The 23,845-nt window shown below is 42.9% G+C and carries 19 protein-coding genes; 10 read left to right on the top strand and 9 right to left on the bottom strand.

Annotation, left to right across the window (positions count from 1 at the left end; translation table 11 throughout):
- The first annotated feature begins 2 nt into the window (after positions 1 to 2).
- Complete coding sequence (locus tag AC1DV1_RS14795) at positions 3 to 110, top strand: ATP-binding protein (protein WP_477360459.1); 108 nt, start codon at positions 3 to 5, stop codon at positions 108 to 110.
- A gap of 79 nt (positions 111 to 189) precedes the next feature.
- On the opposite strand, the gene AC1DV1_RS14790 is transcribed toward AC1DV1_RS14795, so the two are convergent.
- Positions 190 to 642 (bottom strand): hypothetical protein, encoded by a 453-nt coding sequence (locus AC1DV1_RS14790; RefSeq protein WP_477360451.1) that lies wholly within the window; start codon positions 640 to 642, stop codon positions 190 to 192.
- A gap of 9 nt (positions 643 to 651) precedes the next feature.
- On the bottom strand, positions 652 to 897 hold the full coding sequence (locus AC1DV1_RS14785) for a hypothetical protein (protein WP_477360449.1): 246 nt from the start codon (positions 895 to 897) through the stop codon (positions 652 to 654).
- A gap of 173 nt (positions 898 to 1,070) precedes the next feature.
- On the opposite strand from AC1DV1_RS14785, the gene AC1DV1_RS14780 reads away from it, so the two are divergent.
- The gene (locus AC1DV1_RS14780) at positions 1,071 to 1,379 is read left to right on the top strand and encodes a hypothetical protein (protein ID WP_477360447.1); all 309 of its coding nucleotides are present in this window, start codon (positions 1,071 to 1,073) and stop codon (positions 1,377 to 1,379) included.
- Between the two features lie 65 nt (positions 1,380 to 1,444).
- Positions 1,445 to 2,326, top strand: a complete 882-nt coding sequence (locus AC1DV1_RS14775) for a hypothetical protein (protein ID WP_477360445.1) — start codon at positions 1,445 to 1,447, stop codon at positions 2,324 to 2,326.
- Positions 2,327 to 2,343: 17 nt separating this feature from the next.
- Here AC1DV1_RS14775 and AC1DV1_RS14770 read toward each other — a convergent pair whose 3' ends face one another.
- Positions 2,344 to 3,357: a hypothetical protein gene (locus AC1DV1_RS14770; protein ID WP_477360443.1), complete on the bottom strand. Its 1,014-nt coding sequence runs from the start codon at positions 3,355 to 3,357 to the stop codon at positions 2,344 to 2,346.
- Between the two features lie 45 nt (positions 3,358 to 3,402).
- Here AC1DV1_RS14770 and AC1DV1_RS14765 point away from each other — a divergent pair, with 45 nt between their 5' ends.
- Positions 3,403 to 3,594 (top strand): hypothetical protein, encoded by a 192-nt coding sequence (locus tag AC1DV1_RS14765; RefSeq protein WP_477360441.1) that lies wholly within the window; start codon positions 3,403 to 3,405, stop codon positions 3,592 to 3,594.
- Between the two features lie 96 nt (positions 3,595 to 3,690).
- Here the strand turns inward: AC1DV1_RS14765 and AC1DV1_RS14760 are convergent, their stop codons facing one another.
- Positions 3,691 to 4,239 (bottom strand): hypothetical protein, encoded by a 549-nt coding sequence (locus AC1DV1_RS14760; protein ID WP_477360439.1) that lies wholly within the window; start codon positions 4,237 to 4,239, stop codon positions 3,691 to 3,693.
- A gap of 450 nt (positions 4,240 to 4,689) precedes the next feature.
- Between AC1DV1_RS14760 and AC1DV1_RS14755 the strand changes: the two genes are divergently transcribed.
- From AC1DV1_RS14755 to AC1DV1_RS14730, 6 genes are all read left to right on the top strand, one after another.
- Complete coding sequence (locus AC1DV1_RS14755; RefSeq protein ID WP_477360437.1) at positions 4,690 to 5,376, top strand: MarR family winged helix-turn-helix transcriptional regulator; 687 nt, start codon at positions 4,690 to 4,692, stop codon at positions 5,374 to 5,376.
- A 381-nt stretch (positions 5,377 to 5,757) separates the two neighbouring features.
- On the top strand, positions 5,758 to 6,318 hold the full coding sequence (locus AC1DV1_RS14750; RefSeq protein WP_477360435.1) for a hypothetical protein: 561 nt from the start codon (positions 5,758 to 5,760) through the stop codon (positions 6,316 to 6,318).
- Positions 6,319 to 6,556: 238 nt separating this feature from the next.
- A complete protein-coding gene (locus AC1DV1_RS14745) occupies positions 6,557 to 7,174 on the top strand; it encodes a hypothetical protein (RefSeq protein ID WP_477360433.1) in 618 nt (205 codons plus the stop codon).
- A 415-nt stretch (positions 7,175 to 7,589) separates the two neighbouring features.
- Complete coding sequence (locus AC1DV1_RS14740; protein ID WP_477360432.1) at positions 7,590 to 11,009, top strand: FtsX-like permease family protein; 3,420 nt, start codon at positions 7,590 to 7,592, stop codon at positions 11,007 to 11,009.
- 228 nt (positions 11,010 to 11,237) lie between these two features.
- Positions 11,238 to 12,839, top strand: coding sequence for a hypothetical protein (locus AC1DV1_RS14735; RefSeq protein ID WP_477360430.1), 1,602 nt, complete (start codon positions 11,238 to 11,240; stop codon positions 12,837 to 12,839).
- 257 nt (positions 12,840 to 13,096) lie between these two features.
- A complete protein-coding gene (locus tag AC1DV1_RS14730; protein WP_477360428.1) occupies positions 13,097 to 14,023 on the top strand; it encodes a Dyp-type peroxidase in 927 nt (308 codons plus the stop codon).
- Between the two features lie 396 nt (positions 14,024 to 14,419).
- Here the strand turns inward: AC1DV1_RS14730 and AC1DV1_RS14725 are convergent, their stop codons facing one another.
- The 5 genes from AC1DV1_RS14725 to AC1DV1_RS14705 form a co-directional block, all read right to left on the bottom strand.
- Positions 14,420 to 15,670, bottom strand: a complete 1,251-nt coding sequence (locus AC1DV1_RS14725; protein ID WP_477360426.1) for a DUF4998 domain-containing protein — start codon at positions 15,668 to 15,670, stop codon at positions 14,420 to 14,422.
- A 38-nt stretch (positions 15,671 to 15,708) separates the two neighbouring features.
- The gene (locus tag AC1DV1_RS14720; RefSeq protein WP_477360424.1) at positions 15,709 to 16,905 is read right to left on the bottom strand and encodes a DUF5000 domain-containing lipoprotein; all 1,197 of its coding nucleotides are present in this window, start codon (positions 16,903 to 16,905) and stop codon (positions 15,709 to 15,711) included.
- Between the two features lie 48 nt (positions 16,906 to 16,953).
- Positions 16,954 to 18,930 (bottom strand): RagB/SusD family nutrient uptake outer membrane protein, encoded by a 1,977-nt coding sequence (locus tag AC1DV1_RS14715; RefSeq protein WP_477360422.1) that lies wholly within the window; start codon positions 18,928 to 18,930, stop codon positions 16,954 to 16,956.
- A 19-nt stretch (positions 18,931 to 18,949) separates the two neighbouring features.
- Positions 18,950 to 22,456 (bottom strand): TonB-dependent receptor, encoded by a 3,507-nt coding sequence (locus AC1DV1_RS14710; protein WP_477360420.1) that lies wholly within the window; start codon positions 22,454 to 22,456, stop codon positions 18,950 to 18,952.
- Positions 22,457 to 22,683: 227 nt separating this feature from the next.
- Positions 22,684 to 23,826 carry a FecR family protein gene (locus tag AC1DV1_RS14705; RefSeq protein WP_477360418.1) on the bottom strand — a complete coding sequence of 381 codons (1,143 nt, stop codon included), beginning with the start codon at positions 23,824 to 23,826 and terminating at the stop codon, positions 22,684 to 22,686.
- Between the last annotated feature and the right edge of the window lie 19 nt (positions 23,827 to 23,845).

The raw sequence follows: 23,845 nt of genomic DNA, 5'->3' as shown, positions 1-23,845 counted from the left end.
CCATCGCTGACGCGATACTTGACCGCATTGTTCACCACTCATTAAGGGTCGAATTGTATGGCGAATCACTAAGGAGAAGAAACTCTAAATCAGAAAATGTATTTTTGTAAAAATAATAGTTGTTAAACCGGACAAAAACATCCGCTCTCAGGAGCCTATCTGTACAACAACTTTACTCTCTTTCAAACCCTAACTCAGAGGGGTCACTTTAGATTGGCGAAGAGGGGTCAACATCAGTGGTATATCCAGCCATACGCGCCTGATACGCTCTTGCAAAGACGCATCGACACCAATAGATGCCAGGTCGCTGATAATACCGTCAATGTCAGGAATATAATTTAGCAGAGGCAAAGAAACTTCAAGCAGCGAGACCAGTTTTTCAGCAAATTCCGGAAAGGGACGACCAAACAACTTGTTCAGAAAAAAACCTAACAGGTTTTGGTTGATCTGATCGTCGGAAACTAAAAATGAATAAGGCTCCTTATCTTTTTCTTGTTGAGCCTCGTTATGAGCTTCAGCATAGATATCGGTTATAGCCAACGAATTAGTTATGCGGTTAAACTTAGCGTCAGACATCAGCGCGTCAAAGCCAATAGCCAGTAAGTCTTGATATAGTGGGTTAAGTACGGCGATTATATTCACTTTTTTTATTTACCATTCTGATGATGTGATGCGCTCTAATTTGATCAATACCTTTTGTTTAAGGGGCGGGCTTGAAAAAAACAGGCTTCGCTTTTCGATAACCTTGTAATAACAACCTTCGTCGTTCATATTGTCGTTATCACATTGCAGGTATATTTCTTCCCCGGTTTGCGGGATGTTGGGTAGTACATCGTAACCTTTAAGGTCGATCACATCTCCTTTAAGATAGAACTCTAATTCAAATGATTTTTTCATAATATTCGGGTTTAGTCCTGTGAAGTTAACAGTAATTACCTTTATTTCACGAACTGTAATTTAATAAGATACAAAACAACATACCTACTACGCATCCTATTTGCGCAGCAAGGCGTTTTTTATTTACTCATTCAAAAAATCTTAATTTGTTTAATTGTTAAACTAAACCATTTATGAAAACGATCGTTCGTTACGAGTTCAATAATGCTTTTTTCTTTTTTGAAAGCCCTATACCACATCATATAAAGTTTATCGATCCACCGCATATTCCTGCGACCGGTGACGCGGTACATATTCGTATAGAAGAGTTTATCGATGACCCGGATGTGCTTCGATCTTTTGAAGACCATACAGAAGGTACTGTCTTTTTCGCGGAACGACTAAATACGATCATTGGTAAAGAGGAACTCGAAGTGGTTATCATACTTTATGAAGAAAAGATATTCAGAGCAGAGTTTCCCAGGTTCTTTTCGGATAAATAATATATCTTGATAATTTCACAGTGATTGCGCAAATAGGTTGCGCAACAGCTATTTTATTTTGGATCATGTTAGCAGAAAATGAGATCAAAGAAGCACTGGTTCGATATGAATTTTTAGTGGAGTTACTGTATCATGTCAACAACAAAACCGATGAGGCATTGAAAAATGACCGTCGCTGGTTTGCCATAGCACCAAAGATCGGTATCAAATTCTTGAACCAGGCATTCACTTTGAAGATACTGTTCGCCGAAAAAGAATTGGAACTACCGGATCAGACCATACACGCGTTTGAGGATCTGTCGGCCATTTATTCGACCATAAGAATGCAATTCGAAGCCTACGGGTTGTTCTACCATTTGTTTATACCCTGTGATGACATCGAAGAGAATATTCTTCGGTTCAGGTTATGGGAACTCGACGGGGTGCGAAACAGGATAAAGCTCAACTTTGGTCAAACTCCTGAGCAAGCCATGAAAAGGCAGACTGAGCAGCAATATCAGCAGACGATAGAACAGGTCATCCAGGGCTTGCCATATTTTTCAAAGTTGGAAAGTAAAACCCAAAAGTTCCTGTTGGATAAAGCAGCCTGGCGTTTCAGTTCAGCAAGCCTTGCAGAAAAGCCGTTAAAATTAATATCGTACGACCAGCTCATCAGGCAGGCAAATGTCAGTGAAGAATTGTTTACCGACTTCTATGCCTACCTATCCATGCACACGCACCCTAGTTATGTAGGTGTCCTGCAAAATATCAATTCAACACCCGATGAAATTACCATAGGACGTTACGTAGCCATCATGCACGCCTCTTTCGCGACGGCGTTTATGATCGACATCCTCGCCAAAAGATTTACCCAGGGCAAAGAGCACCTCGCCAGCCTGAAGGAATTTGACAGGTCGGTTTATATGTCTGTCCTTAACGGCGGCAGAGACCCTGTTCCGAAAGTTTAGATCTATTAGCCGGAGTGTTATTTTAGTTCCAGATATTTATCGGCCAACCGTTCGAACCGCGCCATAGAATATTGTGGTTCGTCATTAAACTCCTTTCCATCTATGATAGCTATTATGAACGCTCTTACTAACCCGATAGCCGGAGGCCTGTGATGCTTTCTCAGATAGCGGAATGTGAAGGTCCTGCGGTAAAAATCCATTTGCTTTTTAGCCTTTTCCTGATGATACCTTCCCCATACAGCGAGCCTTTGCTTGTTGTCAAGCACCTTTAACCTAAAGGCGTTTTCATCCAAGTTTGTGAAGTACTTAAATGTTGCCCGGTCATTGACGCCATAAAAATCTTCAAACCCGTAATTTGCAGGGGTTTCTATAAGTTGTATGGTAAAGTCGTTAAAAAGGATCATCTTCTGGCCATTAATCTCAGCGATGCCCACCGCGTTTTTGGTATATTCATAGTCGGAACCGACCGTATTCAAGTAGGTTACATTTAACGGAAATGCTTGAATCGCCTCGATCTCATTATTCCGGTTCAAAATAACCAGTCTTAATTGTTCAAAAAGTTTAGAGTCGATCTTATAATCGGGATCGCAAACCGCAGTCCTGTAGACTTGAAGCAAAAAAAATTGCCTGACGAGTACCGTGTCCGCTAAAGAAATTTCCGGTTGACCAGTAAAATCTTTCCCTCTCAGTTGCGGCAAAATTTCTTCCTGAAATCTGGTTTCGATGTCGGTAAAAAGGTCTTCGCAGGTTGAACAGAAAACATAATCGACAGAAAAGGGAATTTGCATCGCTTCCTCGATCTCCTTATCTGTAGCTTCCCTGCCAAATGTTTCCAAGATAGCACCCTGCGACGTTTCCCGCTGAAATTTAGCCTCGACCGAATCTTTATTGTAGGAGACATTAAACATCATGCCCTTTTCGCGGGTATTCGATCCTTGTTCGTTCAAACAGCTTCTGATGATGCCATCCGTTAGATAATGAGTGTTTTTTTTATCGGCAAGTTTTTCCCGGCAACAGGCACAAATATTCATGTATTAAAGATAAGGGATCGTAACTTTGTATTTTAATAAAGTAATATGGCGAATTATAAAAAAACATTCAAGATAGCGGAGATTGTTGGAGGCGTAGCGGGGCAAGTTAAATTAGAGTATGGCGAATACGATAGCGAGGCCGCTGCCGAAGCTTATTTAGGAACTATTGACCCGGTAGAAAGGGCGGCAAAATATTATGTTATCTTACCGGTTTACGTTTTCCCGGCTAAAAATTAAGTGGGCGTTCCCCGGTTTCTACCGGGTCCGGCTATTCGCTGTATCCGCTACGCGGGATGCCGCTACTATCCGTCACGCTTTGAGGCCCGGGAAATATTATGATAATGCCTTGAAGAGTTTCTCGCTTTGAGCCAGCTTAGCTTCTTCGCTGAATTTGAAACCCTGATGATGTTCATTTAGATAGTCGAAAGCGGCTTCGGTCAGTACAAAAGGCGGGATATTACATAAAGCCCAGTCGATATAGCCGGGGTCGGTTTTAAAGACAGCCAGCACATCGCTGTTCCGGTATTTGCCAAAAAACAGCCGTGCGCCGATGTGTGAAACACCTTTCGGACCAGCTTCGCCTGCTGCAACACCTTTTTTATAAGAGTTCAGGTCGGCGTTTTCTACCAATGACCACTGATAAACACCCGCAACCGATATTTGACGGTCTTTCCGCCATTTAGCGTCATATTCCAAATAGGTTGAATATTCACCAGCATCGGTCGAGTAGCCAAATGCTTTGCCATACGGCATGGTTTCACATTCGATACGTTCAACGACAATACAAAAACGGTCGCTTGACCAATGATCCCTGGTCACCGCAAAAGGTACAGTTCGGCCAAGGCGTTCCCATATTTGGAAGATGTTCTCTGATGCTGACATAATTGGGTTTAAAAGAACAAGATAGTAAAGATAACGCAATTTGGTATCGTGCTCAGGCTTTCAACCGCCAACCAGCAAGGCATGCTTATCAGCACACCTTGCTGCCCTTCGGGTGCTCGTTCCGAATTACTTCGGAATGGCAGTTGACTGTTTCAAGCCTGCGAATGGTGTGGCATTACGGAGCATTGCTGCGCTGCTGCACCGTAATGCCTAAATGAGGTTAGATTAATTTGGTATTGGTTCGGAGCGCCAATTTAACAGGGTATTGGTGAACCTTACTAAAAGACAATCTCAGGGTTAACAGAAACCGGAAAGGTTATCGATCCAGATCGCCTAATAAGATGAGTTAAGGTATTCGGTTGTTTATGGAGTGATGTTAGGATGAGGCCAGGTCAAGCAAACATAATTTAAGGGGTAACGTTGTTATCGTTTTAGTTTTATCCGCTACCGATGCAAGTTTATAATAAGATAATCAACGTTGACTGGCCAATCATTAATCTTATAACCTCGATTGAGCGGTTTGACGCTTTCTGGCCAGCGATTGAAAAAAGAGAATATATCGAGGCAGGGGTAGTGGTTGATATTAATATTGCAGAATTAATTTCGGAGGATTCGGACGGTCTGCATTTTTGGAATGAAACGGATATAGATACCCACCCTGTTGTAAAATGTGCTATTCTTTGCGGTGAACTTGTCGGTAAGCACGACTTAAAAGCGGGTACTTTACTTTCGGCCTTATTATCAAAATGCGGATATAGTTGGGCTTATCATATTAATTTACAATCTGAATTTGAATCAGCACATCAGCGTTATTCCGAAATAGTCAATAATAATAAATCGACAAAGCCAGGAGATGATATTACCGATGGGGTGATATTTCTATTGCAGCGCATCAACCAAGCCCAAAACGCACTGATGCAATCATTGGATAGAAACGGTGTAGAGCATAACCTATCAACCAAAGAAAAGCAGTTGATCCATGTTATCAGTAGTAAATCAGCTACCAAAACCGCAGGGATAGCCAAGAAATTAAGCATCTCCCAATCAACCACTAAACGAATGCTGGACAGGCTAATCACCGCCAAACTCATCGAGCGGCAAGGTATCGGGCCTGGCTCTTATTATGCGACATTATAAAAGGGTTATAATTTGCGCTATCAGCCCATATCGGTTCACACTTACGCTTAAAAAAGGGCAAAGCCAGCCAAATTAAAAGCAGACTTTGCCCTGAAAATAACTCAAAAACCGCTATTCAAAGTAAGCACGCGGGTTTTCCAAATCAATCTCCAACTGTGCAGCACGCTGCAAATCCTTCATAAAATTGTTCGAGTTCTGTATCGTCGGGACCACTAAACCACCCACTGTATGCCAAGCATGGGAATAAATTGAAAAAGCCTTCAGTTGGAAATCTGAAGGCTTTTTTGTTGCTCTTTTGCTTACTTTTAGTTTTAATCTTGGACACAATAAATGAAGTGGAAATATAGAAGATACAAACTTTGGGTAATTAATACTCAAACGATGGCCAACCTGTACCTATGGGAAAAATGGAAGCTCCTTTTACCTTCATTGGATATTATTATAAATTTAACTACTGAACCTGCATTTATTCGTTCATTTCAATGCTATGAGTTTGAAAATCGCTGGCTTGGTTTTGGCAGGATGAAATGGAACGAAGAGAACAATATAAAATGGACAACGAAATATAGGAATGGAAAGATCGAAGATAAAATCCCCGACTTTTCTCATACAGAAATATGGGCACCTGATTGGAACCGGGTATGCGACGAAGATATACCCCCTGACATATTTTTACAGTTGTACAATTTTCCAACCTTAGAAAAGATTAAGGAAGGAATTGTTATCGCTATGCCAAAATCGCTGTACAATAGAAACAAAATCTTAGTTGACTCGGAACTATCTAAGATTATGAAAGCAATACCCGATTCAACGATTTCAATTGCAACAAGATCATGGTGGGCGGGGTGGAAGATTAGAAATCAAATCGGCGACATCAATAGCCAAGAGATAGCGAAAATTGTTGAAGGATTACTTTCAAATACCTTCCATTCATTAGCCTAAATTATCCTCTAAACCCGCCGCATTGTGCAAATCACGCATAAAAGAGTTCGAGTTTTGTAGTCTAAGGACCACACTCCACCCATCCATCGGAACGATTATTAATAAAGCCTTTAGATGAAAATCTGAAGGCTTTTTTCTTAAAGGGCAGTTCCGTAATTTGTCCGTTGTAAATCATAAATCTTAATGCGATATTGAAATGCTTTTGCACAAGAGCTTAATATTTCTAAATCAATATTGTATGCTAAAAAAACATTCAATTCTATTGGGAATAATTATTTCGTTATTGTTGCTATTTATAGCGACATGGTACTATCCCGGTGGGTCGCAAGTTGACAAAAACTCCGTTGGGTATGACTGGAAAAATAATTATATAAGTAATCTTTTCGGCAAAAATGCTGTTAATGGATCACACAATTCARCTCGTTTTTGGGCCATAGGAGGAATGATTTTCTTTTCGGCCAGCTTTGCTATATTCTTTGTTGAATTTTCAAAGAAAATACCGGCAAAAGGTGCCTCCAAAATAATAAAATATGTAGGGGCCGGTGGTATGTTTTTTACTTTTTTAATAGCAACCCCATTGCACGATATCATGATTACAATAGCTAGTACAATGTTTCTTATAGGGATGTTTTATATCACTGTTTTTGTTTTAAAGTCAAGGCTGCATTTATTTAAATGGCTATGTATTGTTGGTCTCCTTGTGTTTTATTATACACTATACCTTTATGGCTCTAATAGTTTTAAGTATTTACCAATAATGCAGAAAATTAATTTTGCCACTACAATAGCCCTAATTTTAGGGCTGGCATATTTTACGAAAAAAGAAGATTTTCAACCGATCAGGGAGGGCAAATAAAATAGTTGTGAAAAAGTATCGGGCCGTTAACATGGATGCACTTTCCGTTACCATTCTGTTTATGACTCTTTTTCTTTATTGGAAGGAAACATATAACCAACAATCTCAATAAATATATTGCTTGAATTATAAATTATCCTCCAAACCTGCTGCATAACACAAATTAGCCATAAAAGGTTTCGGATTTTGTAGTTTAAGGACCACTAAAGGCTACAAAGCCGCTTTACGAAGTATGGCGGTTTTTTGTTTAGTATACTTATTCGCAACAATACAACAAACCGGCGAAACCCCACCCTCCCAAAACCAGAACGCCCTATGTTCGCTTCCGTTACAGCAAAACATATAAATCGTCGCATAAATTTGTATATATGAATATATTGTAAATTTGGAACAGCCTTTGGGCTATTTGAATTACTTGAATCCTGATATATTCCATATTAGCCTTTACCATGTGGCGGCCACGGCAACCCTGTTTTCGGGGTTTACGCTTGCGCTGCTTTTAGCATTCGCAAAAAGGGAATGGAGAACAGCTAACCTGTTTTTAAGCGGCGCTTTGGCTGTAATTGTACTGAAGACGGGCGGGCTTTCGCCAATTTTGTTACCGGCGCTGGGGCCGCTGTTGTACTTTTATGTGCGGCGGATGACCTTGCCAAACCTGCAATTTGCCCGAAAGGATATACTGCATTTTAGCCCTTTGCTGGTTGCGTATTGGATGCCGGGCTGGCTGGTGCTCATTTCGGTTGTCATTTATTTATACTTTTCGCACCGGTTGATACAGCATTTTTATAACCGCTTGCAGCCGGTGCTGATGGATAAGCCGCGCTTTGCTTTCCGCCGGTTGGATAAGGCCTTGCACCTGCTTGCCTTGCTTTGCATGTTATGGCTGTTTAATGATGCTTTTAGTTTTACCGTTGCTTTTGTGCTTATTGGCGTGGCGGCCGAAGTGATGCTAAAATTGGATAGCAGCATACAACCCGCAACGCCGGTAACAGATAGATATGATGCAAAGGAAAAAAGCCGCAGGGTAAAGGAAGCTGTAGCCGCAAACCGTTTTTACGGGGATGCCGAACTGACATTGACCACCCTGGCTGCAAAGCTGAATATCCACCCACACGATTTATCGCGGATTATTAATGTGGGGATGGAAAAGAATTTCAACGACTTTATAAATGAGTTCAGGGTTCGTGAAACTGCCCGGAAGATGCGCGACCCCGCCAACAGGCACCTCACGTTGCTGGGGATAGCATACGAGTCGGGATTTAACTCTCAAAGAACATTCAACCGTGTTTTTAAAGAGATGACCGGCAAAACCCCGGCAGAATATAAAAATGGCCTGAAAAAAGAGTTGCCAAATGATAAGTTGGCTATCCCATCACACTTCCCATCGGTAATATTGCGTTCAGGAAGCCCGCGAAATTGGGCTGCTGTAAAATTAAACCGCAATTATATGATTAGGAATTATTTAAAAATTGCATGGCGCAACCTTATTAACAATAAAGTATTATCGTTTATTAATATAGGTGGCCTTGCAGTGGGTATGGCAGTGGTAACGCTAATCAGTTTGTGGATTTTGGATGAAATGTCATTTAATAAGTACCACAATAATTACCACCGGATAGCCCAGGTAATGCAAAATGTAACCATTAACGGTGAAGTGAAAACCTCATTCCATCAACCTTACCCCCTCGCGGCCGAGCTACGTAAAAATTATGGCAGCGATTTTAAGTCTGTAGCAATGGCTACACTCCCGAGAGATTATATACTGGCTTTAGGCGACAAAAAACTGACTGAGTCAGGCTGCTTTATGGATGCCGGTGGACCGGACCTGTTCACATTACATATGCTCGAAGGCAGAGGCGATGCTATAAAAGATCCATCATCTATATTAATATCCGCATCTACAGCGAAGGCGTTTTTCGGCAATGAGGACCCCATGGGTAAAGTATTGAAGTTAAAATTGAGGTGGGACGGTTTAGATAATTTAAAAATAGCCGGCGTTTACGCAGATCTGCCCGAAAATACCACGCTTGGCGGCATGGCTTTTATTGGTTCATGGGGACACTTTGAGGCAGGTTTGGGCGGCATGAGGGAGCCATGGGGCCCGGGCATTGTTAACTTATATGTTCAACTGGCTGATAATGCCGACCCTGACAAAGTATCTTTAAAGATCAGAGAGGAAATGCTCCGGCATTTAAAACCAGGCGCAGCTTCAACAAAACAGGCGCTGTTTCTGCAGCCAATGAGTAAATGGCATTTGTACAGCGAGTTTAAGGACGGAAAAAACACCGGCGGCGAAATACAATATGTGTGGCTTTTTGGTATTGTAGGGGTGTTTGTACTGCTGCTGGCCTGCATTAACTTCATGAACTTAAGTACAGCCCGGTCTGAGAAACGTGCGCGCGAGGTAGGTATCCGTAAGGCAATAGGTTCATCACGCAGCCAGTTGATATACCAGTTTTATGGCGAATCGTTGCTTTGTGTATTACTGGCATTTTTAGCCGCCTTACTACTGGCAAGATTAAGTATCCCGGCTTTCAATCAGCTGGCCGGTAAACAGATAGTTATTCCATGGAACAGCCTGGCGTTTTGGTTCGCCGGCATTGGTCTTAGTTTGGTTACTGCTATTATTACCGGCAGTTACCCGGCGCTCTACCTATCGTCATTTAAGCCTGTGAAGGTATTAAAGGGGGCGTTCCGGGTAGGGCGGCTGGCTTCGGTGCCGCGTAAAGTACTCGTGGTAGTTCAGTTTACAGTTTCTATTGTGCTTATCATCGGTACCATCGTAGTTATCCGGCAGGTACTTTTTGCCAAAGACCGCCCTATAGGCTACAGCCAGGATGGATTGGTTGCCATACCCGTCCGGACTATTGAACTCCATCAACATTTTGATGCGATAAAACACGCCCTTACAAACAACGGTACAATAACGGAAATGGCCGAAGCAGATGCTCCGCCTAACAAAGTTCCTGGTACTACCGGCGGCATCGCATGGCCCGGAAAAGATCCTAATCTGAGTGCCGATTTCGGCCAGGAGGATATTTCATACGGTTATGGTAAAACCATTGGCCTGGAGTTTAGCGCAGGCCGGGATTTCTCACCGTCATTCCTTTCCGATTCGGCGGCGGTGATCATCAACCAGGCAGCAGCCGATTTTATGACCATGAAAAAACCGACAGAAAATTATCTAACCTTTTTTGGCCAGCAGTTTAAGATCATAGGCGTAGCTAAAAACGTTATTAACCGTTCGCCTTATGCACAGGTGCAACCTATGGTTTATTTTTTGGCGAAATGGCCGGGAGGCAGCTTACTGCTAAAGATAAACCCGAAAATTAGTGCAGGTAAAGCGATTAGCAACATAGCTTCGGTGTTAAAAACCGAGAATCCTGAACAGCCATTTGAGTATCACTTCGTTGACCAGGAATACGCCAAAGAATTTGGCAATGAAGAACGCATAGGTAAGCTGGCTACTGTTTTTGCCGGGTTGGCTATATTTATCAGCTGCCTTGGGCTGTTTGGCATGGCATCATTCGTGGCCGAACAGCGTGTTAAAGAAATAGGTATCCGTAAGGTACTTGGCGCTTCGGTGTTCGCCCTGTGGCAGTTGTTATCGAAAGATTTTGCCATACTGGTGTTTATTTCAATAATTATAGCCTCGCCGGTAGCTTATTATTTCATGCATAATTGGCTGCGTAATTATCAGTATCATACCGATGTCGCCTGGTGGATATTTATCGTTACAGCTATTGGCGCTATACTCATCACATTAATAACGGTAAGCTTCCAGTCTATAAAAGCCGCATTGGCAAACCCGGTAAAAAGTTTGAAGGCAGAATAACAAGCTATGTGTGTCAACTTTTTTATTGTTCGCCTCTTGAGAGAGGCGTGCAGGTTAACGTAATGGCGGTGGTTTGTTGTGTATTACGTATAACACAACCTCCATTCTCAGAGCCTAGTAATTAACCATGATTACTGGGCTTTTTGCGTGATAGAGGAACCTTGTAAATACCTTTAATATATGTTAATTTCGGCAAACGTGATTTACGTTTACCTTGATACCTACCATATGAAAAGACCGATCAAAATGCTTACAATTAAAGCAGTATGCTTTCTATTGTTTTATTCGTTTAGCAGCACGCCATCTATTGGCCAGGTCAAATGGCCGGCTAATCAACTGCTGCCGTCTTTCCCGGCGCCTGCAAAGGTCCAGGATTTTATTACACTCCGCGAAAACTCTCCTTACTCTTCGGCAGAAATGTACCTGTTTGCTTCGTTAAAGGGCATCGTAAACAGAACTAAGCCACGTATATTCTCCTACGAGGGTGATGCTTTTGCCGAAGGGCCGCATACCTGGTTGCAGTCCCTGGGTTTGAGATGGTCTGAACCTGGAGACAAATGGGACTTGATTACTAAATACCGGAGCGAAATTTCAGGTGTGATTGTTTATGATCCCGCGCAGGAACATACAATTAACCTGGCTACCGTACTTGCAAAAAGTAAAGGTGCACTGATTGCCTCGCCGTTGTTGCTGGCCAAATTAACTGCGCCCCCTTATAATTTGCCCGTGTTACTTGATTTGCAGGGAAAATTTAATAGCAAGCTGGAGGTTTATCAATCGCTATATGATACCTATTGGCCACATCTTGATCACCGTTTATTAATGGGGCTAAACCCTAATGCGCATAAAGCTGCGCTTCGTGAGTATGCAGTAGCGTTGGGCTCTGCAGTGATATGGCTCGATCCTGACGTAGCCGGTGAAAGTGAATTGCTAAACAAATTTCTGTCCTCAATGTCGCCCGGGGCAATTTTTATGGGCTGGTGGCCACAGGAAGGGCCAGGCGTACAAAGGGCCTCAAAGTATGGTATTGCAACCGTAGCAAGTGATTGGTGCTCTAACCTAACGGTACACAGTGGTACTTCCAGGAATGTAAAAATAAAACCAATCCCTCCCAGGCCAGCGCTTAAAAACAAAATTTATGTTGCATTTATATTGAGTGACGGAGACAATTTACAATTTACAGAGCATTTGATGCGTAAACTTTGGAATAATCCGGACCGCGGCGCTGTTCCAATGGGATGGACTGTGTCGCCTGCTATGCTGGATGCCATGCCCGGTGCACTCAATTATTATTGGCAAACTTCCACCAGCAATGATAACCTGATTTCGGGGCCTTCCGGCTACGGTTATACTTACCCTAACACGTGGACAGATGAAAACCTGTTAAAGCAGTTTGTTGCTAAAACGGAGGATTATAACGCCCGTGCCGGTTTAAGGGTAATTACCATTTGGAATACGATTACCGGTGGCATTAATGCTAATGTCGGGAATATCTATGAAGGGCAGGCAAAATCGTTGCTTGGTGTAACTGCCCAGAACACGGGAGGTGGGCTTACTATTTATAACGACAGCTTGCCGGGAATGGCGCTTACCTGTAACTACTGCACTAATGAACAGGCTATGAAAGATCACATCGCCCGGGCCGCTGCCGGTTGGGACAAAACCTCGCCACGTTTCATGATCATACAGGCGCAGCCCTGGCAGGGTGTAACGCCAACAAGTTTTAAAAATGTGGCTAATTCACTTAATGAAGATTATGTAATAGTGCGCCCAGATCACCTTTTTCAGCTAATTCGTGAAGAAAAGGGTATTCCAATTAACCCAAAATAGAAACGCATTAGTTGTGCGTAAAGATAACTGAAAGACAAAAAATTATGGGGGGATAAGAATGGACGTTATCAGGCTGTTTTTTGAGTTTCGAAAATCTACGCTCTCGTGCTTAATTTGCACAAGGTAAGATTAATGCATAGACAAGTTTATTAGTTAAAGATTCCCTCTCTTTTATCAAAAATTGTATTCGCCACCCTATATCAATACAGCCGGGATTTTTTATTTTCGTAACTCACAACAAGGATATATTATAGCCGATGAAACCAGATTCGCAGAATGTAACGGACTACACCAACGAGAATACCATATTTATGGTTTGGGAGTTTAAGGATAACCTGGCGGTTGACGATGCTTTTAAAAAGCTTTGCAAGCTGCTTATCAATCTTAATAATTCTGCCAATGTGCGTTTCCCGGTTTCCAGGGCAAGCTGCGTAATGGGTATTGGGTACGATGCCTGGCTACGGCTTCAACTCCCGGTTCCATTACCTAAAGAACTGGTTGCTTTTGCTCCCATTGTTGGCGCTAAACACACGGCAGTTTCTACCAAAGGAGATTTGCATTTTCATATCAGGGCCGATACTACAAGCATATGTTATGATATGGCATCGGCTATAACAGATGTTTTAAGCCCGGTAGCCATCAGTACCGACGAAATTCATGGTTTCAGGTATTGGGACAGCCGTTCCATTTTGGGTTTTGTTGATGGTACCGAAAACCCCCAGGGGCCGGATAGGGAACTTTTTAGTATGATAGGGGATGAAGACCCTGTTTATAAAGCAGGAAGCTACCTTTTTGTACAAAAATACATCCACGATTTATCGGCCTGGAAAGGGCTGTCGACCGAGCAACAGGAAAAGGTAATTGGCCGCTCCAAATCAAATGACATTGAGATGGATGACGATGTAAAACCTTCAAATTCGCATATAGCTTTGGCCAATGTTGGCGATGAACTTAAAATTGTTCGCGATAATATGCCTTTTGGCAATATGTCGGCCAATGAGATGGGCACTTATTTTATAGCTTATGCAAGCACATTCAGCACCGTTCAAAAAATGCTGAATAATATGTTTATAGGCTCGCCCGCTGGAAATTACGACAGGATATTAGATTTCAGCACCGCCAAAACAGGTAGTTTGTACTTTGTGCCCACATTTAACATGATAGATGATCTTTCGTCGGAATAAAACCCTGTAGCCTTTGCCTGGAGGACGCAAATTGTGGTTGGGTATTGCAACGGTTTATAACCTGGTTTTTAAAACCCTGTGCCTAAAAGGTGATTTTTAGCATTATCTTTAGTTAATGTAATACTTCTAACGGATACAGCTACAAGGATTACGCACCCGGTTGTCCCACTGGATCAACACAAGCTTGTTTTCTTACTTTATTACCGTGAAAAGCGTTTTTCGCAAATCGTCAATTTAAGGCATATCAGAAACAAAATTTCAAAGGGTTGATCAACTCAAAGGGGTAACCAACGCAACAACAAGTTGTCATACAACTATTTGGCGCTTTAAATAAAATAAAAAGCCGCCCCGTAATTACTTACGAGACGGTTTTTTTTGTTGTGGCAAATTAGGTTGTTAGTTTTTATATAGTTTGATGTAAAACACCTGGAAATAGCTGCCTGGGTTGCCATTGCCAACAATGTTTCCTAAAAAACCAAGTGATACCACCTGCGGGGTGGTAAGTGTAAACGTAAAGCTTCTTACTTCCCTTGAATTTGGGCTCGTTCCGCCTACGTTGGCGCTATTGTACATACCAACGTACCCTAAGGCGGTAGAAAGGTTGGCAAGCACCGGGATGCCATTTCCGCCTGCTGCGGCTACGCAATAAACCGAAGAATTGGATTGAACTTCTGAATAGGCATCAAATGTAACAATGTAATCGCCTGCGGGCAATGCCGAAGATGTAGGCTGATAAATGATACCGTTTACAACAGGTGAATTGTTCCAGGTTTCCCAGTTAATAACACCGCCGGCATCTGAGCTATAGCCGCCGTTAACACCATTGTCTTTATTTTTGGCAGCTGCATTGGTAATCCATGGCGCGGCAAGTGTTCCCCATCTTCCATCAAAGGTAGCCCTTTGAAAAGAACTTGATGTATTTGATAAATATATGCTGGTTACCTCGGCCTTTACGCTGTGGGTTTGATAATCTACATAAAAGGTATCAATAGCCGTTTTATTGGGCTTAAAAGCTGTGCGATAGCTAATAGAGCTTCCTGCCTTAAACTTAGGCAGCGATGTGCTTAAGCCTGTTGGTACCGATGTTATTAAGGTATCGTGCTGCTTGCTGGCCGCGTCGGTATATTTAATCTCCATCGAAAGTAAACCGTCATCGGCATTAACATCGGCCCAGTTAATTAAGGCCGATCCATCTGTTTGTAATTCGGCCTTGGCTATGCCGCGGTTAATAAGCGAACTTTGGTACAGGCTGCCATATACGTTACCGGCTAAGGTAACCGGGATGGATATATGCCCGGCATTATCATACGTACGGATCTCGAAGGTCATGACACCCTCCGGTAAACCCGGAATATACAGTTTTGCGGTATCAACACCCGATGTGCGCGTTACAGGTGTAACTATCGAATCCTGTTTGYTGTTCCAATACACTGTGTATTTAACAATTTTGGGGTCGGATGTAAAAAGCCCGGTTAACAATACCCGGTTTTTACCCGAAAAAACCTGTACCGAGTCGAGCTTGCCCGGGTATATGATAGCGCCGTTGGGCTCGTATTTTTTTTTGTAATCATCCATCTTACTGCAGGCGCTCATAACAAACGCAGTTAGCATGAAAAAGAGGTATGATGTTATTTTATAATGTTTCATAATCAAAATTTAATTGAAAAAATGTTTGTAAACATTTACTACTTTCCAAACAGGGTAAATTCGCTGATACTCATAAAGTACGATCCTGTCCAGTTGTGCAAGCTCCTGATGCGGATATACCTATAGGAGGTTTGACTCGCCGGAAAATCATACCCCCATCCATCCTGGGCATATTTAAAGTCGGCAGCAGTTTCGGTGCCCGATGGCGAACCAGATGGTTTTACCACATTACAGGTAACTAGTTTTGTCCATGACGCATCCAATGCACCGTTAACATTTGGCGTATTTGATCCCCATATTTCAAAATCCCTTAAATTACCCCTTACATAATATACGTTACCTACTTCAAGGAAAGGATTGAGTATAAAGCGGCTCAATATCCGTTGCTTGCCTAAATCCAAGGTTACCATTTGTGGGCTACCTGCGCTTTCAACAGTAAACAAACAATTTGGCCAGCCGCCCGTAAAGTTGCCGTCCCAAATCTTAGTAATATCGGTGTATGAATACAAGTTGGTGGCATCGCCGGGCAATACATAAGGCGACCAATCAGCCTTTGAAAATTGCTCTTCGTAAAATGGTGTAAGGGTTAAAAACAAGGTGTCGGACCGGTTTAAAAATCTATCCCTTACAAAAAATGCGTATTTCCGTTCAACAGCGGGCTGGCCTCTAACTGCAGCCTTAATTAAAATGCTGTTACTGTAAATATTATCCATCCCTTTTGGCTGCACAAACTGTTTGTTATTAGCCGTATCAACCATAGGTACAATAGCAAGGTTATCTTTGGTAGGGTTATCGCAGGTTACGTTAAAACCACCAAAAGTAGCCGTAACCTTAAGCGACCGGAACGCAAGTATGAATGGCGGAGTTAAGGGGTTAACCGTAACCGTAACAGGTGCCGAGGCCTTCTCACTTGAATTTACGGCATATAGTTTTACTACATGTGCAAGGGTATCGCCAAAGCCATCCACCGTTAAAGTGTTTGTGTAGTGCGATGCTATTACTTCGCGTGTTTTACCCGGCGAGGTTTCATAAACAGCCTTTACATAAAAAAGATCGGCATCGGTGGGCAGCGTGTATGTTAAACTGGCTTCGCCGTTTTGGTTTTGTACCTGTACGTTGCTAACTACGCCGGGGGCGTTGTTATTGGTTACTGTAGGTTTATTGAGGGTTTCCTGCTTACAGCCGGTTACTATTATTGCTAATAGGCCGATATAGAAGGCAACTCGTAATTTCATTGTTTCCATTTTAATGTTTTTATTGTTAAACATATTGTTGCTATACATTTACCAGTTAGGGTTTTGCACCAGGTTTTGATTAACCAGCAGGTCATTTTCCTGTATTGGCCATAAATAATCACGCGGGATTACAAAATGCCTTGAATAGATGGACCTTTCACGGTAATACAATTCGGGCGAATTTTCGCTTATCGACCATCCTGTTACGTTGCCGTTAAGTTCAACACCTGCGGTTTTCCAGCGCAAAAGATCCCAAAAACGATGTCCTTCAAAACAAAGTTCAACGGCGCGTTCGCGCTGAATGATTGACCGCATTCCGTCTTTAGTAGTGTATTTGGTTGGATTAATGCTATAGTTTGACCATGAATCCTGAACGGTAGGCAGGCCAGCCCTTGCCCTTATACGGTTTACGTAAGTGTATACATCGGCAACCGGCCCCTGCGCTTCGTTCAGCGCTTCGGCATACAGCAAATACAAATCAGAAAGGCGCATTTCGGGCCATGGATAATTGATGTAGGTAACTGTTGCCCACTCATAGTGCCAGTTAAGCGCTTTTTTCATATAAAAGCCCGCAATTGGTATTGGGGACGACTGGCCAACTTCGGCACCGCGTGCTTTCATCCACCAGGTATTTTCGTCGGTTTTGGTAGGGCTGTTGGCCATATACCATACACCGCGGTCAAATCCAAGGTCGGCATAGTAACGTGGCTCACGGTCAAAATTCAACCGGGCGGTGGTTTCGCCTTCTTTGATATTGAAACGCTCATCATGAGTGCCCACACGCAATTGCGCTATGTTGGTGAAATCAAGCGTTTTATCTTCATTGATAGGCACCCCGTTTTTGGTATAAAACATTTTGGCCATTTTTATAGTAGGCCCCATCAACGGGCGGTTTGCCGATTTTGCAGCATCAGCATTATTAAAATCATACTGACCCGCGCACATCGACTGGAAGAATGAATTATAACCGATGTTGTTGTTCGCTGTTAATCCCCAAATCAGTTCGTCGTTCCATTTTTCGCTCATCGCGTTCCTGATGCTCATTTGCGTCATGGTTGTTTGGCTAAGCGGGGTGGTTGGCGCCGGGAAAGTATATAACTGTATGTTTTGGGCCTCGCAAAAATCAATTGCCGCTTTACAGGCATCGGCCGCCAGCTGCCATTTTTGAGCACTGTAGGTAGTGTTAAATAGTTGCTCCCCATCTTTATTCTTGAACGAATTGTAATCGGGATTGCCATTAAACAACGGGCTTGCAGCGGTAACCAGCAACTTTGCTTTCATGCTGAGCGCTGCTCCTTTGGTAACACGACCCAGTTCGCTGCCTTCATTCCTGATGCTTAGGGGCAGTTTTGCTGCGGCCAGGTCATATAAACCAGCTATATAATTTACCACTTCATCAACCGGGCGGCGTTTTACCCTCACCTCGTCAATTGATGCGTCAATAGCCAGGTTTTTGTCGATAATAGGGATGGGACCATAAGCCCTGAACATTTGAAAATGATAGAAGGCTTTCAGAAACTGCGCTTCGGCAATCCAGCGTTCGCGGGTGTCAATATCCAGGTCGCGTACCTTTGTCACATCGCTTACGTTTTCAATAAAAACGTTACAATCGCGTATGGCCTTGTAATTCGCGGCAGCATCCCGGGTGCCGTTCATATAATTGGCAATTGGGTCTGACGAGTTTTGGAAGCCCCTTGGCAACTGTAGTACGTTTGTTGGGCGGATGTGTCCGGCCGGATCTTCTACCCAAACCTCATCGCCGGCAGTAAGGCCTACATTATAGGTAGGGTCGGTTTCTGTAGGCAGGTAAGAGTAGCAGGTAAACAGGTACTTTTCTGCCTCGGTTTTTGAAACGAAAGCATTGGCTATTGTTGATACGTTATCAGGAACAACATCCAGGAATGATTTTTTGCAGGATGATACAGGCAAAATTATCATTAAAGCCACCGATAGCAGGGCGATATACCCTTTAGGTGCGGGGCTTAATACTGTATGCTTAATTTTTTGTATAAAATTACTTTTCATATAATTGATTTGAAAGCTTTTAAAATTCTACCCTTAAGCCTAAGTTAAACACCTTTTGAATTGGGTATCCCAGGCCAGATGTTCCCATTTCCGGGTCCCATAGCTTAAAGCCGGTCACGGTTAACAGGTTCAGGCCGTTCAGATAAAGGCGGGCACTGTTTAAGTGGATACTTTTAAGCTGTTTTTTGGTGAAGTTGTAACCAATTTCGGCCGATTTTAAACGTAAAAACGAACCGTTCCGCAACCACCATGTTGATGTTGGCGATGTTAATGTTTGGCTATTGTTCGGCAGTATGGTGCTACTTAAACGGGGCCAAAATGCGTAGGGGTTACGGCTATCTTCTGACCAATGATCATTTGCTATTGAACTAAGCAGGCCGCTTTGATTACCAGTGTTAAGACCAGTACTTGACTGGTACCCATTTACAAGGTAAAAAGGCGAAATATCTGCCGAATTGATAACAAACGATGACCGGGCCGATCCCTGGAAGAACGCACTGATATCAAAATTTTTGTAACCGACAGAAAAACCAAAGCCGTAAATTATTTCGGGCACCTGGGGATAACCTATGGGTACGATATCGGAGTTTGATATTTTGCCGTCACCATTCATATCACGGTATTTAATATCACCGGCTTTGTAACTGCCAAAACTTTGTACAGGCGAGTTAGCTACATCTACATCGTCAATAAATAGTCGCTCGGCAACAAGGCCATATATCTGGCTTAATGAATTACCAACCTTGCTCAGATATTGCAGGTTGGCAGGGTAAACAGGTTCTTCGTTTTTCAGCAATTTACTTTTAGCATAAGTAAGTGTACCGCGCGATTGGACCCAGAATGAGTTGCTGAAGTTTTTCTTATAATCCATAGCGATATCAACGCCCTTGCTGGATGACTTACCGGCGTTTGATGAGATATCGGCCTGCAAACCCATGGAGGTAGGGATAGTACTCCTTACCATTAAGATATTATCGCGTTTATTTTGATATGCGTCTACAACTAAAGTAAGGGTTTTTGCAATCGTTAAATCCATACCTAAATTGGTTTGCCTTGATTGCTCCCAGGTAATATTTTGGTTTTCATACCGATTGGTAACCACACCAGGCCTGCTGTAAGTATAATTGGTACCAAACTGGCCGAGGCTGCCATTGTTTAAATTAACATCAGACAGGTAAAAGAACCTATCATTTGCCGATCCAATCTGGTCGTTACCCACCAAACCATAAGTGGCCCTGAATTTTAGGTTATCAATGATAGATAGCATCGGTTCAAAAAACTTTTCGTTTGATACTACCCAGCCCGCGCCCACAGATGGGAAGAAGCCGAACCGGTGATTACTTGCAAATCGCTCAGATCCATTGTAACCAAAGTTAAATTCAAGCAGGTAGCGATTGTCATATCCGTAAGTAAACCTGCCAGATACGCCCTGGTTGCGCGAGGGTAACGATAACTGTAACGTTGCTGCGTTGGCAGTAAGATAATTACGCATAGTACCGATTAACAAACCACTGATAGCATGCTTTTCGGCAAATGTGCGGTTATAGTTTACAGCAGTTTCGATATAGGTAATAGCGTTGTTTGTGCTTCCACCCGGGCTGTAAGTTAAATACTCAGTTGGAATATTACCTATACTGCCGGCCTGGCCGTTATTAATTAATGTTAAACCATTAAATTGACCGTTGAGCACGTTTGATTGATAGTAATAAGGGCTGTATTGCCGCGAAACCGCAAAGGATGAATAACGTGTTGTATAGGCCATTACCCTTGCCGATAAGCCTTGGGTAAGAAAATCAAACTTCTGGTTTAAATTTAACTGCGCTGTTAGGGTGCTTGTGGTTGTGTTTTGGAAACCCGACAGCGATTGCGCGTATGGGTTCATGTACAGGCCGCCACCCGGTATAATAGCATTACCAAAAAGCGGGTGGTTGGCATATGGTAATAAATTACTGGGATAAATAGCCGGAAACGCCACCGGATTACTCCATAACGCATTTAAAAAAGTGTAACCGCCCCCGCCTATCGGGCCATGATAGCTATCAAACTGGCCTTTTAAACTTACTACGGCTTCGGTAGTTTTGGTAAGGTTTATGGTGGTATTTGATAAAATGGAATACGATTGCAGCTTAATGTTATTGCTAAAACTGTTCAGGCTATTTTCGGCCAGGTTGCCGTTATCAATATTATAGGTCATCGCCAGGTAGTACTTGGCTTTTTCTGACCCGCCATTGGCATTCATGTTGAACCTTTGGTTGCTGGTTTTGGTTTTTATCAACTGTTTTATCCAATTATTGCTGGGATACAGCAATGGGTCATCACCGTTGGCCGTGTGGTCAATTTTATTTTGCGAGTAAGGTAGTGCACCCAGCGGGTTACGGGTAAGCACGGCTTCGTTGGCAAGTGTCATGTAACTTATGTTATCGGCCAGGTCGATATTTTTGTTATTGGACGATGTTGAATTCTCGGCACGTACGTTAAACCTCAGCGGACCAATGTCGCCCCGTTTGGTGGTTACCAGGATTACACCATTGGCGCCACGGGCACCATATAATGATGAGGCGGTGGCATCTTTTAGTACCGAAAAACCGGCAATATCATCCGGTTGCAAACGGGCCAGATCTGTTGGTGTCGATTCGATACCATCAATCAAAATCAATGGGTCAACTTTACCGGCGCCAAATGTGCCTACGCCCCTGATAAAAAACTGGGCATTATCGGCACCCGGCTCGCCGCTTCGCTGGTACGATATCATCCCCGGTACCACACCGGCCAGCATGGTGGTAAGGTTGCTTGAAGGCCCTTTAAGTTGTTTGGGGCTTATGGTGGTGATAGAACTCACCAAGCTCGACTTTTTCTGGGTACCATAAGCAACAACTGCAACCTCTTCCAATGCGGTTTTATCGGTACCAATAGTTACATCCAATACATAAGCACCGTTTGATGGCTGGTAGTTTTTTAAATCAAATTCCTGTGTTTTAGATCCTACAAATGAAAACGTGATGATGGTTTTGTCGGTGCCCTTTAAATTAAGCGTATACTTACCATTAAGATCTGATTGGGTACCAAAGCCGGTGCCCTTTATTTTGACACTTACGCCGGGCAGGGTAAGGCCCTTCTCGTCGGTAATGGTACCCCTCAAAACATCAGGCAACGGCGCCTGTGCCTGCTCTTTTTTGGGCGGCGCGGGGGCTGGTTTTTCCACCGGGGCTTTTTCAATCACAATAAGCTGGTCGCGCAGTACATAGCGCAGGCTTTTGCCTTTTAAAAGAAAAGTGAAAACATCCTGCACGCTGGCGTTCTGAAAATCAACAGTAACCAGTTCACGGTCGTTTAATAAATTGTTACTGTAAAAAACGGTTAGCCCGGTTTGCTTTTTAACAGATTGAAATACATCGGCTAAGCTGATATTAGCCTTTTTGAGTGTTATAGAGCCCGTATTTTGCGTTTGTGCCTGGCAAAGTTGGGCGCCCCATAAAAAAATAAAAACAGGCAGTAGCAGCCGCCGGTAAAATAAAATTTTCTCCATAGTTTATCGGTTTATAAATTGGGTTTGTACTAAAGACCGGTTCCGGGAAAAACGGGTGAACGAAAAATTAAAAAATATTTTTGCTAAATGCTTTCAGGCGAAAAATGGAATTTATTAGCCTGAATTAACCAGTAAAACCGGGCTTAACAGAAGGCCTGGCTGGTGCTAATTAATATACGGGTAAATTATCTACCGGGCCAAAAACAATGCGATTACCTTGTGCGCTATTATTTTATGTGTAAAACCCCGTCTTTAATAACAGCATCTACACTGGCAGATGATTTCAGGTTCTGGATAAAAACCTGTACCGGTTTATTTTTTTCGATAGCACCGCTAAGTGTGTTGTCGGCCCGGGCGGCATCGTCAAAAACAACCGGCAAATTAAACCAGCGCTGTAGTACCTCGCTTATATCGCGCAGCTTTTGGTTATGAAAATAATACTGGCCGTGCATCCAGGCCAATTCTGTGGCTGCATCAAAAGGCTGTCTTAAAAAGCCGGTTATGGGTGTGTAAATAGCCTGGTACCCGGGCTTAAGTAAAAGCTTTTCGTTATGCTGGCCGCTAGTAGCAACACTGCCTTCAACCAGCGAGGTGGTAGTGATATTTGACTGGTAACTATTTACGTTAAATTCGGTGCCAAGCACCTGTACGTTTGTTTGGGCGGTATGAACAATAAAAGGGTGGGTCGCGTTTTTTGCAACTTTAAAAAAGGCTTCGCCGGTTAGGTAAACCTCGCGGTTGGTACCAGTAAATGAAAATGGGAAACGCAGGCTTGAGGCCGAATTAAGCCAAACCAGCGTGCCATCTGATAAAGTTATCTGGTAGTCTAATTCCGCCGGAATGGTAAGGGTATTCCAATTTTGGGTTTTGTCGTCGCCGGTTGTATAACTTAAACCATTGGCACCTTTTTTTAAATTGGCAAAGGGGGTATTGATTACGTTTTTAGCGGTATCGGATAAGTTAATTTGCTGCCCGTTGGCCATCCGTAGTTCAATCGCGGGCTTTTTTCTTTGTTTTACAGCTACTGTATTAGTAACCGGTTTAGCCTGCCAAAAATAAATGGCCGAAAGCGTTATGCATAGCAAAGCAGCTATCGACAGCCAGTTTATAAATCCTTTTTGTTTAGATTGAATTGATTTTACCTGTTCAATTTGTGGCTCAATTTTATCCCAGGCTGCATTTTCGTTAATATTATCAAAAAAGGATTGGGCTTTATCAGTAGCCAATTCATCTTGCATTTCGTTCCAGAGTTTTGCAACCCCGGGATCTGTAAGTATTGCCTGCTGAAGCATATGGTCGTCTTCTTCACTTATCGCCCCTGCAATTTTGTCAATTATTAGCTCCTGAATATATGTTTTATTATATGTCATTATATATAAGACCAGATTA

The organism is Mucilaginibacter sp. P4_D1, from assembly GCF_056401935.1.
Note: the sequence above shows the minus strand (reverse complement) of the source record. Positions and strands in the feature narration are given on the sequence as shown.